A 12794-nucleotide genomic window follows, 5' to 3' on the forward strand; every position below is an offset into this window, starting at 1 on the left:
ACCTCACGATATTATACCAAAATTCGCTAATTTTGTCAGTTTTTACAAATTTGCCTGCTTTTATGGTACAATAGAAACTATGGCAAGTATAACACTCACACCAAGCGAAAAGGAGATTCAGGCTTTTCTTGAACACTATCAAAGCAGTCTGGCTCCCAGTAAGAATCCCTATATCCGCTACTTTTTGAGATTACCTCAAGCAACGGTTTCTATCTATACTTCTGGAAAGGTCTTGCTTCAGGGTGAAGGAGCTGAGAAATACGCCAGTTTCTTTGGCTATCAGGTTCTAGAGCAAACCAGCGGACAAAATCTCCCTTTGATTGGGACGGATGAGGTTGGAAATGGTTCCTACTTTGGTGGACTTGCAGTTGTGGCTTCTTTTGTCACACCTGACCAGCATGCCTTCTTGCGAAAACTCGGTGTGGGGGATTCCAAAACTCTGACCGACCAAAAGATTCGTCAGATTGCTCCTGTTCTCAAGGAAAAAATCCAGCACCAGGCACTGCTTCTCTCACCAAGCAAATACAACGAGGTCATCGGAGACCGCTACAATGCTGTTTCTGTTAAGGTAGCCCTCCATAACCAGGCTATCTATCTCCTTCTTCAAAAAGGACTTCAGCCTGAGAAAATTGTGATTGATGCCTTTACCAGTGCTAAAAATTATGACAAGTACTTGGCACAAGAGGCCAATCGTTTCAGCAATCCTATCAGCTTAGAAGAAAAGGCTGAAGGAAAATACTTGGCTGTCGCAGTTTCTTCTATCATTGCACGTGATCTCTTTCTGGAAAATCTTGAAAATCTGGGACGAGAACTGGGCTATCAGCTTCCAAGTGGAGCTGGAACAGCTTCTGATAAGGTTGCTAGCCAGATTTTGCAAGCCTATGGTATGCAGGGACTTAACTTCTGTGCCAAACTGCACTTTAAAAATACTGAAAAAGCGAAAAAACGCTTAGAAAGGTAAGTTATGAATTCATTTAAAAATTTCCTAAAAGAGTGGGGATTGTTCCTCCTGATTCTGTCATTACTAGCTTTAAGCCGTATCTTTTTTTGGAGTAACGTCCGCGTAGAAGGACATTCCATGGATCCTACCCTAGCAGATGGCGAAATCCTCTTTGTTGTCAAACACCTCCCTATTGACCGATTTGATATCGTGGTGGCCCATGAAGAAGATGCCAATAAGGACATTGTCAAACGTGTTATCGGAATGCCTGGCGACACCATCCGTTACGAAAACGATAAACTTTACATCAATGACAAAGAAACGGACGAGCCTTACCTAGCTGACTACATCAAACGCTTCAAGGATGACAAACTCCAAAGCACATACTCAGGCAAGGGATTTGAAGGAAATAAAGGAACTTTCTTTAGAAGTATTGCTCAAAAGGCTCAAGCCTTCACAGTTGATGTCAACTACAACACCAACTTTAGCTTTACCGTCCCAGAAGGAGAATACCTTCTCCTCGGAGACGACCGCTTGGTTTCGAGCGACAGCCGCCACGTAGGTACCTTCAAAGCAAAAGATATCACAGGGGAAGCTAAATTCCGCTTCTGGCCAATCACCCGTATCGGAACATTTTAAAAGACCTAAGAGGCCGAGAATCAAGAATCTCAGCCTCTTCTTCTATCGTGAGAATATGATTATTCACTATCCAGTTTGATTAAGATAGAAACAAAGTTATACTCAATGAAAATCAAAGAGCAAACTAGGAAGCTAGCCGCAGGCTGTACTTGAGTACGGCAAGGCGAAGCTGACGTGGTTTGAATTTGATTTTCGAAGAGTATTAACTCTCACCTATTTATGCAAAGGAATCTTATGGAAGTTTATTTTTCAGGAACCATTGAACGGATTATTTTTGAAAATCCCAGCAATTTTTATCGCATCCTCCTCCTAGAAATCGAAGATACGGACGCAGAGGATTTTGATGATTTTGAAATCATTGTCACGGGAACCATGGCTGATGTGATTGAGGGAGAAGACTATACTTTTTGGGGACAAATTGTCCAGCACTCCAAGTATGGGGAACAACTGCAAATCAGCCGGTATGAACGCTCAAAACCAACTAGCAAAGGTTTGGTTAAGTACTTTTCAAGTAGCCATTTCAAGGGAATTGGTCTCAAGACAGCTCAGAAAATTGTGGATACCTATGGCGACAATACCATTGACGAAATTCTGCAACACCCAGAAAAGCTAGAAGGCATCGCAGGACTCTCTGCCAAAAATCGCGAGGCTTTCGTCTCCACCCTCCGTCTCAACTACGGAACCGAGATGGTTTTAGCCAAACTAGCCAACTACGGCATTCCCAACAAACTAGCCTTTCAGATTCAAGACTTTTACAAGGAAGAAACCCTTGATGTGGTTGAAAATTATCCCTACCAATTGGTTGAGGATATCAAGGGTTTGGGATTTACTATTGCTGACCAATTAGCGGAAGAACTAGGAATCGAAAGTCAGGCTCCTGAACGCTTCCGTGCAGGACTAGTTCATAGTCTTTTCCAGGCCTGTACGGAAACAGGGGACACTTATGTTGAAGCACGGGATTTGCTGGAACAAACCCTTAATCTCCTTGAATCTTCTCGCCCCGTGGAACTGGACCCCAGCCAAGTGGCCCAAGAACTCTCCTACCTGATTGAAGAAGACAAGGTTCAGCAGGTTGATACCAAGATTTTTGACAACAGCCTTTTTTTCGCTGAGGAAGGCATCCGCAGTCACTTGGTTCGTATCCTTGAAAAAGGAAAACAGAAGAGCCAGGATTTAGAAACCATTCAAAAGCATATCACTACTGTCGAGGAAGAGCTGGGAATTGAGTATGATAGCATTCAAAAACAAGCCATCTGTGATGCTATCCAGAACAAGGTCTTTATTCTGACAGGTGGACCTGGTACTGGTAAGACAACTGTTATCAATGGTATCATCGCTGTTTATGCCCTTTTAGAAGGACTTGACCTCAGGAAAAAAAGCAATCTGCCGATTCTTCTTGCTGCTCCAACTGGACGAGCCGCTCGGCGCATGAATGAATTGACAGGCTTGCCTAGCGCGACCATACACCGCCACTTGGGAATGACAGGTGACGATGATACCAGTCATCTGGAAGATTATCTGGATGCCGACTTTATCATCGTAGATGAATTCTCCATGGTGGATACTTGGCTGGCCAATCAACTCTTCTCCAATATCTCTTCTAACAGTAAAATTCTCATCGTGGGAGATAGCGATCAGCTACCGTCTGTCAGCCCTGGACAGGTTCTAGCGGATCTGCTTCATATTCCCCTGATTCCTCAGACTCGCTTGGAAAAAATTTACCGGCAAAGCGAAGAATCAACCATCGTTACCCTAGCTAGTCAAATTCGACAGGGCATCTTGCCAGCTGATTTCACCCAGAAAAAAGCTGACCGTTCCTACTTTGAAATTGCTAGCGGCCATATTCCAGCTACGATTGAAAAGATCTTAGGCGCTGCCCTCAGAAGTGGTATCCCTGCCCGTGATATCCAAGTTCTGGCTCCCATGTACCGAGGGACGGCAGGGATTGATGCTATCAACCAGCTCATGCAAGACCTCCTTAACCCACCACAAAAAGACCAACTTAGTTTTGAAGCTCCCCAGTGCCACTATCGCAAGGGAGACAAAGTCATTCATTTGGTCAACGATGCTGAAATCAATGTCTTTAATGGAGATTTAGGAGCCATCACAGACCTGATTCCTGGTAAATATACCGAATCGAAGCAAGACGAGATTGTCATTGATTTTGACGGTAACGAAGTCTCTTACCCACGTAACGAATGGTACAAGATTCGTTTGGCCTATGCCATGAGTATACATAAGTCTCAGGGAAGTGAGTTCCCTGTTGTCATCCTACCGATTACTAGTGCTAGTAGGCGTATGCTGGAGCGCAATCTCATCTATACAGCCATTACACGCGCCAAAAGCAAGCTTATCTTACTAGGTGAATTACAGGCCTTCGATTATGCCACCCAACACATCGGAACAGCCCGAAAAACCTATCTGATTGAACGCTTCAGTGATCTAATTGAAAATGTTGAAGAAAATACACAAGCTGTTTCCGAAAATGCCACATCAACTGACTCTGAACAATCCTACATCCTGACCGAAGAAAATTGGGACAGCATCCCAGCCATGATTGGGATTACAGACGTAGACCTCAAAGAGATTTTTGGAAAATAGTGCATAAGAAAACCCACCAATTCAGGTGGGATTTTTGTTTATTAATACTCAATGAAAATCAAAGAGCAAACTAGGAAGATAGCCGCAAGCTGTACTTGAGTACGGTAAGGCGACGCTGACGTGGTTTGAATTTGATTTTCGAAGAGTATAAGATTATTTAACTGTTGCTGTGCTTGTAATCAACTCAACAGCTTTTTTGATTGTGATATCATGTTTCAACATATCAGCTGAAAGCAAGCTTTGTACTTGTGCAACTTCCATGTTGTAATCTGCAGCCAATTGCTCAACTTCTTTTTGGATTTCTTCTTCTGAAGCATCAAATCCTTCAGCTTTGGCAACTGCTTCGATAACAAGGTTAGTCTTAGTACGTGACTCAGCTTCTGCTTGGTATTGGTTGTGAAGGTCTTCTTGAGTAGTTCCAGTGATTTGGAAGTACATGTCAGGGTTGATACCTTGACGTTGCAAGTTTCCAAGGAATTCATTTACTGAACGGTGAACTTCTTCGTGGATCATTTCTTCTGGAAGTTCTACGATTTCAGCGTTTTCTACCGCTTTATCAATTGCTGCACCTTCAACGGCATCTTTGTATGCTTCTTCTTTAGCAGCAACCAATTCCTTGCGGTATTTTTCTTTCAATTCAGCAAGTGTTTCAACTTCTTCATCGATGTCTTTTGCAAGTTCATCGTCAAGAGCTGGAACTTCTTTAGCTTTTACTTCGTGGATAGTTGTTACGAATTTAGCTTCTTTACCTGCAAGGTCTTCTGCTTGGTAGTCTTCTGGGAATGTTACGATAACATCAACAGTTTCACCAGCTGAGTGACCTACCAATTGGTCTTCGAAACCAGGGATGAATTGACCTGAACCAAGTCCAAGTGAGAAGTTTTCACCTTTTCCACCATCAAATTCAACACCATCAATAGAACCAACGAAGTCGATGACAACAGTGTCTCCGTTTTCAGCAGCAGCTTCTTTGATAACCAATTCAGCCAAGTTGTTGCGTTCGCGTTCGATACGCTCTTCAACGTCAGCGTCAGTTACTTCTTTCTCTACATCAACTGATACTTCAAGGTTTTTGTAGTCACCCAATTTTACTTCAGGTTTTGTAACAACTTCAGCAGTGATAACCCAGTCTTGTCCTTTTTCCATTGAAGTTACGTCAATTTTTGGTTGAGCAACCACTTCAAGACCAGCTTCTTTTACAGCTGCTTCATAAGCGTTTGGCAAAAGAGCGTTCATAACGTCTTGGTAAAGTGACTCTTCACCAAATTTTTTGTCGAAGATAGGGCGTGGAAGGTGACCTTTACGGAAACCTGGAACATTAAGAGATTTCTTCACTGAGTTGAAGACACGGTCCAATTCTGGTTTGATTTGGTCTTGAGAGATAGTGAAAGTCAATACACCACGGTTTGTTTCTTTGTTTTCAAATGATACAGACATTCTGTCATTTCTCCTTAAAATTTTTTAAATACAGTCTATTATAACATAAACGAGCGACTTTTTTCAAGTAATGACTGCGCTTTTCAACGATGGGAGAGGTACTTGCTTGATTCTTTGATACTAAGGTCAGCCACTTCTCCAATATTATTTTTACATAACTATTAAAAATCCTCATGCCCTACCAAGTGGTGCTGAAAGGCATAGACTGCTGCCTGGGTACGATCGCTGACTTCAAGTTTGGCAAGAATGTTGGACACGTGGGTCTTGACCGTCTTGAGAGAGATAAAAAGTTCGTCTGCGATGCGCTGATTTTCGTAGCCCTTGGCGATGAGTTGGAGAACATCTCGCTCACGCGCAGTCAGGTCCTCATGTAGTTCTATGTGATTGCGGTGGTATTCGACCTTCTTGCTGACCTCTTGTTCAATAGCCAACTCGCCAGCGGCAACCTTACGAACAGCGTGGAGCAGTTCATCCGCACTTGAAGTCTTGAGCATATAGCCCCTAGCACCCGCGTTCAAGACCGGCATGATTTTTTCATTGTCTAGGTAAGAGGTCACAATCAAAATCTTGGCTTCAGGCCATTCTTTGAGAATAGCTAGAGTCGCGTCAATCCCATTCATCTCAGGCATGACAATATCCATGACAATGACATCTGGACGCAATTCCAAGGCCAACTCAATGCCTTGAGACCCGTTGGACGCCTCGCCCACAACTTCCACATCGTCTTGGAGGTCAAAGTAGCTTTTCAAGCCTAAGCGGACCATTTCATGGTCATCTACTAGTAAAATTTTCATCTTTACTCCTTTATCATTCCTTATCAAGCAGGGGAATACGGATATCAACCGCCAGTCCTTGCTTGGGAGCTGTTAATAACTGAACCGTCCCTGCCATATCTTCAACCCGCTCCTTGATATTGCGGAGTCCATAACTCAGGTCATCTAAACTCCCCAACTGAAAACCAATCCCATTGTCCACCACCTTCAGCTGCAATTCAAAATCTGTCTGATAGAGATAGACATCTAAACAAGAGGCCTGGGCATGGCGAAGGGTATTGCTGATCAATTCTTGCAGAATACGGAAGATATGCTCCTCGATTTTCTTGGGCAATTGCGTCACATTTTGCTTAAGACTAACTCTGAGATCACTCTTATCCTCAAGCTCTTTTAAGAGGATTTGTATTCCCTCAACCAGACTCTTCTGCTCCAGTTCAACTGGTCGCAAGTGCAGGAGCAAGACCCGCAAGTCCTTCTGGGCTGTTTCAAGGATGGCTGTGACGCTCTGCAACTGGGTCTGCATCTTTTCTCTATCCAATTTCAAAGCCTGCTGACTGATACCTGACAAAATCATGTGGGCCGCAAACAACTCCTGACTGACTGTATCGTGCAAATCCCTAGCAATCCGCTTCCGTTCCTTCTCAATGATTTCCTCTTCCTGAGCAAGACTGTGATTTTCAGCCTTTTGAAGAGCTTCTGTCAAGAGGTTAAGTTTACCTGACAAGGACTTGAAACTGGCATCCAAATCTGGATCTGCAACCTGAACCACTTCTTGCCCTGCCAACAAACGCTTGAGATTAGCCTGCAATTTTCTTAGAGAAAGCTCTTCAATACCTCTCCAAAACAGGGCTAAGAGACAGGTCATGGACATGCTGAATACCAACAATAAAAAGATAAATTTTTCTGTTTTTTCGACATCCCGCAAGAAAATAGACCAGTCAAAATCAAGGATTTCCATCAAGCTGTGGGAGAAAAACAAGACAAATAATAAAGAGGTGAGAGCAATCATTACATAAGCTTGTTTTTTCATCCTCTGACCACCTCCACATCGCCAATCATAGTGGTCAAGAAAATCTTGACACTCTTGTTACTCTTAAGATAGTCTTTCGTTTCCTGATGATAGTGTTCATTGCGAAGGGCTCGCTTGGGCTGGTTGAAAAAATTCAAATCCCCATATAGACAATTAACACTGAGACTGACTTCTACATCTACAGGCACAATGATTTTGGACGTTCCCACTATCTTTCTGAGGATAATGACATTGTCATGATTGGTTAGGATGACCCTCTCCAGATGAATAGTGTCCTTGCCCATGAGACGAAAGAGATTGATATCATCAAACTGGCAAGTCTGGTAGCTTGAAAAATGATGGAGATTTCCAAACCAACGATTTTTCTCCTTCTTAACCGTCACCACCTCTTCAAAAACCAAATTGGTCTGCTCTTTTTCCTGGTTCATCATCGGATAAAGAAGAAAGAGGCTATAGATGACCGCAACAAAAATAGCTAGAATCACAAAAGGATTGAGCATGACGATGAAAAAGAAGAGAATGGTTGCCACCACCAAAAGGAGGTTATTGCCCTCTTTACCAGTGTAATAGCGAATCAAAAGTAAAAAGAGGAATAGAATCAGCAGAAAACGCGAAAAATGCTCTGAAACCATCAACATCAGAGCTCCCGTCAACAGACAGGCTTCGATAAATAAAAAGATTTTAAATTTTCTCATAGGTTCATCCTCTCCCTTTTATTTTATCACAATTCAAAAAAGTCACCTCGGTCTGAAGATGGAAAAAAGGCGGTGGTTACGCCTTTTTCATCTGATCCTTTGCTTCTTTTAATTTTCCATAAAGAATGTAATCTACGCTTTGCAAATCTGCTATGGTAGCACAATTAAGAGCACACATAATTAAGCGTAGATCTTCTTTCCAACCTTGGACAATGCCAATCACTTCTTCAACTGAATAGGTTTCAACCAATTCCAGAACGGTTCGTGACAATCCTACAGCCTTAGCACCAAAGACCAAGCACTTAATCATATCCAGCGGATTCCGAACGCCACCACTGACCAAGAGTTCAACCTTGTCTTTCCAGTCTTGGGCATTGAGAAGGGCTTGCATGGTAGACTGGCCCCATTGATTGAGATAATCACGCTGACCACTGCGACGGTTTTCGATATAGGCAAAGCTGGTGCCACCACGACCCGACAGGTCAAAGGTTCGAACGCCCAATTCATAGGCTCTCTCGATGGTCTTGGCATCCATCCCAAAGCCCACTTCCTTTAGGACAATCGGAACAGGGATTTGCTTGCTATAGTCTGCTAGATTCGATTGCCAGCTTCTGAACTTCCTTTCTCCCTCTGGCATGAGTAATTCCTGCATGACATTGACATGCACCTGCAAGAGAACAGGATTCATCTCTTCTACAGTCTGAAGTCCTAACTCGACAGACTTGTCCAATCCAATATTGGTTCCAAGAAGGAGATTTGGATGACTAGACTTGACAGAAAAAGAGGCATCTGATGGATCTTTGAGAGCCGCACTATAAGAGCCTGTCACAAACAAAATCTCACAGTCTTCTGCCACCTGAGCCAGTTTTTGATTGATTTCTTTACCTTTTTCGCTTCCACCCGTCATAGCATTGATATAAAAAGGAAAGTCCCACTTTCGACCAGCAAATTCTGTAGACAGATTGATTTCATCCAGATCGTAAAGAGGCAAGGAAGAATGAATCAACTCCACCTCATCAAAGCTATTATAGGAACTTTTCTGCTCAAGGGCATAGCGGATGTGCTCATCCTTACGATTTGTCGTCATGTCCTATCCTTTCTTGGTATAAGAGCTCAATCCCCAGATCGGCCCAACGGTTTTTTAGGGTTTCAGTTGATTGCTCATCAAAACTCAAGGCAATACCACAATCACCACCACCAGCGCCACTACTCTTAGCAACAGCTTTCAAATCTTGACTAGCTTCTTTCAACTGTCTAAGCGAAGGCGTGTAAATATCTGTGCTCAAGCCTTCTAAAAGCTGGCTGGCTACTTCTACTTGCTCGATAATTTTTTCTGATTTCCCCTGCTCCAAGGCTTCTACTAAAGCAGCCACCGTTTCTTTTGAGGAGCTTAAAAAATTCTGATTGATATTTTGCTTGATTTGCTGGACCATGTGACTCGATACAGCCACTTCCTTGGTCCATCCCACTAGAAAATCACATTCTAAAGTTGATTTTACTTGTGAGATTAAAAATCCCCAATCACGCTCTAAAACAGTCGCCAAGTTTTCTTCTTCCAACCAAGCAGCCACCCTCCGGCGATCAAATGACTGGTAGAGAACCAAATCCTCTGCCACAATACAGGCAAGGTCCCCCATAGAACCATTGTCTCCGCGCTTGAGCAAGACCGCGCTAGCCAGCTTGAACAAGAGCTCCTGATCCACTGAAAGATTATACAGAGCCAGTAAAGCCTTGACAACCAAGACAACGACGCTGCCACTAGAACCTAAACCAAACTTTTTCCCTTCTCGTTCCATTTTTCCACGAATTTCTAGAGAAAAAGGTTTTAAAGTTTGACCTCGATAAATCAGGAAATCTTCCACTAAAACAATCGTTTCTTGAATCAAGCTGTAGGCAGGATTTGGCGTCAAATCCACTGCGAAATCAAACAGATCTGAGTAGATACGGTAACTATCAGAAAAAGCAATCTCGCCCTTCATATAGATGGGAATGGCCTTTATCAAGGCCAACTGCCCTGGCTCTAAAATAGCATATTCGCCTGCCCAATAGAGTTTTCCGCAAGTTTTAACAGCAATCATCTTGACTCAAATCCTTTGTTTTTGACACAATCAAGCGATAACGTTGACCGAAGATTTCTGATAAATGCTCCAAGTCTTTCTCTTGACAGAGGACTTTGACATTGGGACCAGCATCCATAGTAAAGTAGCATGCTTCTCCTTGCTCACGTAGCTGGCGAACAAAGTCCATGGCTTCATAAGATGCATCGGTCAGATAAGAAAAGGCTGGTGACGCAGTTTTGGTCGTAGCGTGCATAGCAAGGGCATTTTTCTCCGTTAACTCCCCAACCTTGGCAAAGTCATTTTCCTTGAGATAACCCAGCATATCCTGATAATCCTTCTCAGACTGACGGACCCAGTCATCAAAGGTCGTCGAGGTTTCCACACAGAGTTTCATCCCGTCACGACTAGAGATTGGTTTTTTCTTGTCCTCCAAGACCAACATAATCATGGCTAGTTTCAAGTCTGTCTCTACAGGGTAAATTTCCCCACTATCCTTATCCCAAGCACCTAGTGGTCCATAAAAACTCCTAGAGGAAGAGCCTGATGCAAACTTAGCCTCCTGTGCCAACTGGCTCCGAGTCAATCCAAGCTGAAAATAAGCATTACAAGCCTTGACCAAGGCAGACAAACCACTAGAACTTGAGGACAGACCCGCTGCGGTAGGCATATTGTTTTGAGTATCTATACGGACAAAACCCTCACCTTCTGGACGGTAACGGTCAATAATCTTGCTCATCTTGGCATGCTCCGCCTCATTCTGTAGCTGACCATTGATATAAAAGGCATCAGCAGTCTCATCCGTCGGTAGAGATGACAAGGTCGTCTCTGTGTACATGTTTTCCAAAGTCAGAGAAATACTGCTAGTAGCAGGCACCATCTCTTTTTCTTTTTTCTTTCCCCAATATTTGATAATAGCAATATTTGCGTAAGAACGTACTGTTACAGGCTCTCGATCCATGTCTGAACAGCTCCTTTCTCTTCTAATCTTTCTGCTAGTTCTTGTGCATGAGTCAAATTGGTTGCCAAGGCTATGATACAGCCTCCTAACCCACCACCACTCATCTTGGCACCTAAAGCACCATGGTTCAGAGCCGTTTCAACCAAAGAGTCTGATTCAAGGCTACTGACACCAATTTCTCTTAAATGTAAATGCGCTTGACTGAGGATTTGTCCCAGTCCTTCAGTATCTCTTCGTGTAATTGCATCTTCTGCCCGATGGGTCAATTCCCCCAAGGCATGTAAAAACGGTAGGGCATCCTTGCCCTTGTTTTGAACCACCTGGATGGCTTCACGAGTGTGACCATAAACGCCCGTATCGGCAATCACCAAATAGGCAGATAAATCCATCTCAAGCTCTGTAAATCCTACATTCTTAATAAAGCGAATAGGCTGGTCACTGAGACAGGTCTTAGCATCCAAACCACTTGGATTCATATGGGCAATCATCTCAGCCCGATTGACCAAAACTTCTAGTACATCATGAGGCAGTTCTGCCTGATAGTAGTCAAATACCGCACGAATGGCCGCTATGCTGATAGCTGCTGATGAACCCATTCCTCGTTTTTCAGGAATAGCCGAGTCAATCTCACAGTGAATACAAGCATCCTTGATATTTAGATGTTCAAGTGAAGCATACACCGCCATGGACAAGGTATCCTCCTCATAAAGGCGCCAAGGACTCGCTGCAGGAACTACCTTACAAGTCACCTCTACCTCCAAAAGAGGCAGGGAAATGGCAGGATAACCGTAAACGACCGCATGCTCCCCTATTAAAATAATCTTACTATGTGCCTGACCGACACCAACTTTTTTTGTCATTTTTTCCTTTTGCTAGACGAAAAAGCCGTCTCATACTCAATGAAAATCAAAAAGCAAACTAGGAAGCTAGCCGCAGGCTGTACTTGAGTACGGCAAGGCGACGCTGACGTGGTTTGAATTTGATTTTCGAAGAGTATTATTTTTTCCTACAAGTATTTATTCTCTCCTATCTATTTTATTATATTTTCACAAAAAAAGCGATTGTTTCCTTCACAATCGCTTCTTTCATTATTGAACCCATTCGCCATTATAGTTGACAGAATAGCCATCTACGGTCGTATTCACTGCCAAAGCACCTGAGCTATAAGCGTAGTACCATTTGCCATTGACCTGAAACCAACCAGTTGCCATGGCTCCTGATGAACGGAGGTAGTACCACTTATTGCCAATTTGCTTCCAACCAGTTTGCATGATACCAGTTTCTGGATCTAGATAGTACCAAGTTGAGTTATCATTGGTCCAGCCACGCACTAGCTCCCCAACCGTTAAACTGTCGATATGAGCATCGAAGCCGCTATCCTTCTGTAAATAATACCAATGTCCTTCGTCAGAAATCCAACCCGTTTTTAAAGTATGATAACTACGTTAATCTTCAAAATAATAGACTCGTTTCTCTGCTGGACTATCATATTGTTCCCCATGATGTTTGTTGGTATTGGTAGCAGTTTTTGCCTCTAAAACTTGCTTGCCAACAAATTCTTGAAGAACCCCATCTTGGTTAAAGGAGCCTACTGAAAAAGTCATCAAATTGATGGCTTTTTTGTTATACTAGAGATGAGGTAAAATAATGCTTGATAATCA

At 43.1% G+C, this 12794-nt stretch carries 11 protein-coding genes and 1 pseudogene; 3 read left to right on the top strand and 9 right to left on the bottom strand.

What is annotated here, in order from left to right; genetic code table 11:
• Positions 1-79 precede the first annotated feature (79 nt).
• The 3 genes from rnhC (at position 80) to recD2 (ending at position 4180) form a co-directional block, all read left to right on the top strand.
• Complete coding sequence (gene rnhC, locus N8M09_RS08560; protein WP_261064876.1) at positions 80-961, top strand: ribonuclease HIII; 882 nt, start codon at positions 80-82, stop codon at positions 959-961.
• A 3-nt stretch (positions 962-964) separates the two neighbouring features.
• On the top strand, positions 965-1579 hold the full coding sequence (gene lepB / locus N8M09_RS08565; RefSeq protein WP_261064877.1) for a signal peptidase I: 615 nt from the start codon (positions 965-967) through the stop codon (positions 1577-1579).
• A gap of 234 nt (positions 1580-1813) precedes the next feature.
• Positions 1814-4180: an SF1B family DNA helicase RecD2 gene (recD2, locus tag N8M09_RS08570; RefSeq protein WP_261064878.1), complete on the top strand. Its 2367-nt coding sequence runs from the start codon at positions 1814-1816 to the stop codon at positions 4178-4180.
• 153 nt (positions 4181-4333) lie between these two features.
• Here the strand turns inward: recD2 and tig are convergent, their stop codons facing one another.
• The 9 genes and pseudogenes from tig to N8M09_RS08615 form a co-directional block, all read right to left on the bottom strand.
• Entirely contained in the window at positions 4334-5617 is a 1284-nt protein-coding gene (tig, locus tag N8M09_RS08575) for a trigger factor (protein ID WP_261064879.1), read from the bottom strand.
• 161 nt (positions 5618-5778) lie between these two features.
• Entirely contained in the window at positions 5779-6411 is a 633-nt protein-coding gene (locus N8M09_RS08580; protein ID WP_227325565.1) for a response regulator transcription factor, read from the bottom strand.
• A 13-nt stretch (positions 6412-6424) separates the two neighbouring features.
• Positions 6425-7420: an envelope stress sensor histidine kinase LiaS gene (locus N8M09_RS08585; protein ID WP_261064880.1), complete on the bottom strand. Its 996-nt coding sequence runs from the start codon at positions 7418-7420 to the stop codon at positions 6425-6427.
• On the bottom strand, positions 7417-8115 hold the full coding sequence (gene liaF / locus N8M09_RS08590; protein ID WP_261064881.1) for a cell wall-active antibiotics response protein LiaF: 699 nt from the start codon (positions 8113-8115) through the stop codon (positions 7417-7419). Before liaF ends, N8M09_RS08585 begins: the two co-directional genes overlap by 4 nt.
• A 76-nt stretch (positions 8116-8191) precedes the next feature.
• Positions 8192-9202 (bottom strand): type 2 isopentenyl-diphosphate Delta-isomerase, encoded by a 1011-nt coding sequence (gene fni, locus N8M09_RS08595; protein ID WP_261064882.1) that lies wholly within the window; start codon positions 9200-9202, stop codon positions 8192-8194.
• Entirely contained in the window at positions 9186-10193 is a 1008-nt protein-coding gene (locus tag N8M09_RS08600; protein ID WP_261064883.1) for a phosphomevalonate kinase, read from the bottom strand. Before N8M09_RS08600 ends, fni begins: the two co-directional genes overlap by 17 nt.
• Positions 10180-11133, bottom strand: a complete 954-nt coding sequence (gene mvaD / locus N8M09_RS08605; RefSeq protein WP_261064884.1) for a diphosphomevalonate decarboxylase — start codon at positions 11131-11133, stop codon at positions 10180-10182. The genes N8M09_RS08600 and mvaD overlap by 14 nt, the downstream gene beginning before the upstream one ends.
• A complete protein-coding gene (gene mvk / locus N8M09_RS08610; protein WP_261064885.1) occupies positions 11115-11993 on the bottom strand; it encodes a mevalonate kinase in 879 nt (292 codons plus the stop codon). The genes mvaD and mvk overlap by 19 nt, the downstream gene beginning before the upstream one ends.
• Positions 11994-12221: 228 nt before the next feature.
• Positions 12222-12716 (bottom strand): annotated as a pseudogene (locus N8M09_RS08615) (N-acetylmuramoyl-L-alanine amidase family protein); the annotation flags it as partial.
• Positions 12717-12794 lie beyond the last annotated feature (78 nt).

This window comes from Streptococcus mitis (assembly GCF_946190375.1).
In the GTDB taxonomy this organism is placed as follows: Bacteria; Bacillota; Bacilli; order Lactobacillales; family Streptococcaceae; genus Streptococcus; species Streptococcus mitis_CJ.

Excerpts from the sequence above, each read along its gene's own strand:
- rnhC (WP_261064876.1), top strand. The coding sequence starts at position 80 with ATGGCAAGTATAACACTCACACCAAGCGAAAAGGAGATTCAGGCTTTT.
- lepB (WP_261064877.1), top strand. The coding sequence starts at position 965 with ATGAATTCATTTAAAAATTTCCTAAAAGAGTGGGGATTGTTCCTCCTG.
- recD2 (WP_261064878.1), top strand. The coding sequence starts at position 1,814 with ATGGAAGTTTATTTTTCAGGAACCATTGAACGGATTATTTTTGAAAAT.
- tig (WP_261064879.1), bottom strand. The coding sequence starts at position 5,617 with ATGTCTGTATCATTTGAAAACAAAGAAACAAACCGTGGTGTATTGACT.
- N8M09_RS08580 (WP_227325565.1), bottom strand. The coding sequence starts at position 6,411 with ATGAAAATTTTACTAGTAGATGACCATGAAATGGTCCGCTTAGGCTTG.
- N8M09_RS08585 (WP_261064880.1), bottom strand. The coding sequence starts at position 7,420 with ATGAAAAAACAAGCTTATGTAATGATTGCTCTCACCTCTTTATTATTT.
- liaF (WP_261064881.1), bottom strand. The coding sequence starts at position 8,115 with ATGAGAAAATTTAAAATCTTTTTATTTATCGAAGCCTGTCTGTTGACG.
- fni (WP_261064882.1), bottom strand. The coding sequence starts at position 9,202 with ATGACGACAAATCGTAAGGATGAGCACATCCGCTATGCCCTTGAGCAG.
- N8M09_RS08600 (WP_261064883.1), bottom strand. The coding sequence starts at position 10,193 with ATGATTGCTGTTAAAACTTGCGGAAAACTCTATTGGGCAGGCGAATAT.
- mvaD (WP_261064884.1), bottom strand. The coding sequence starts at position 11,133 with ATGGATCGAGAGCCTGTAACAGTACGTTCTTACGCAAATATTGCTATT.
- mvk (WP_261064885.1), bottom strand. The coding sequence starts at position 11,993 with ATGACAAAAAAAGTTGGTGTCGGTCAGGCACATAGTAAGATTATTTTA.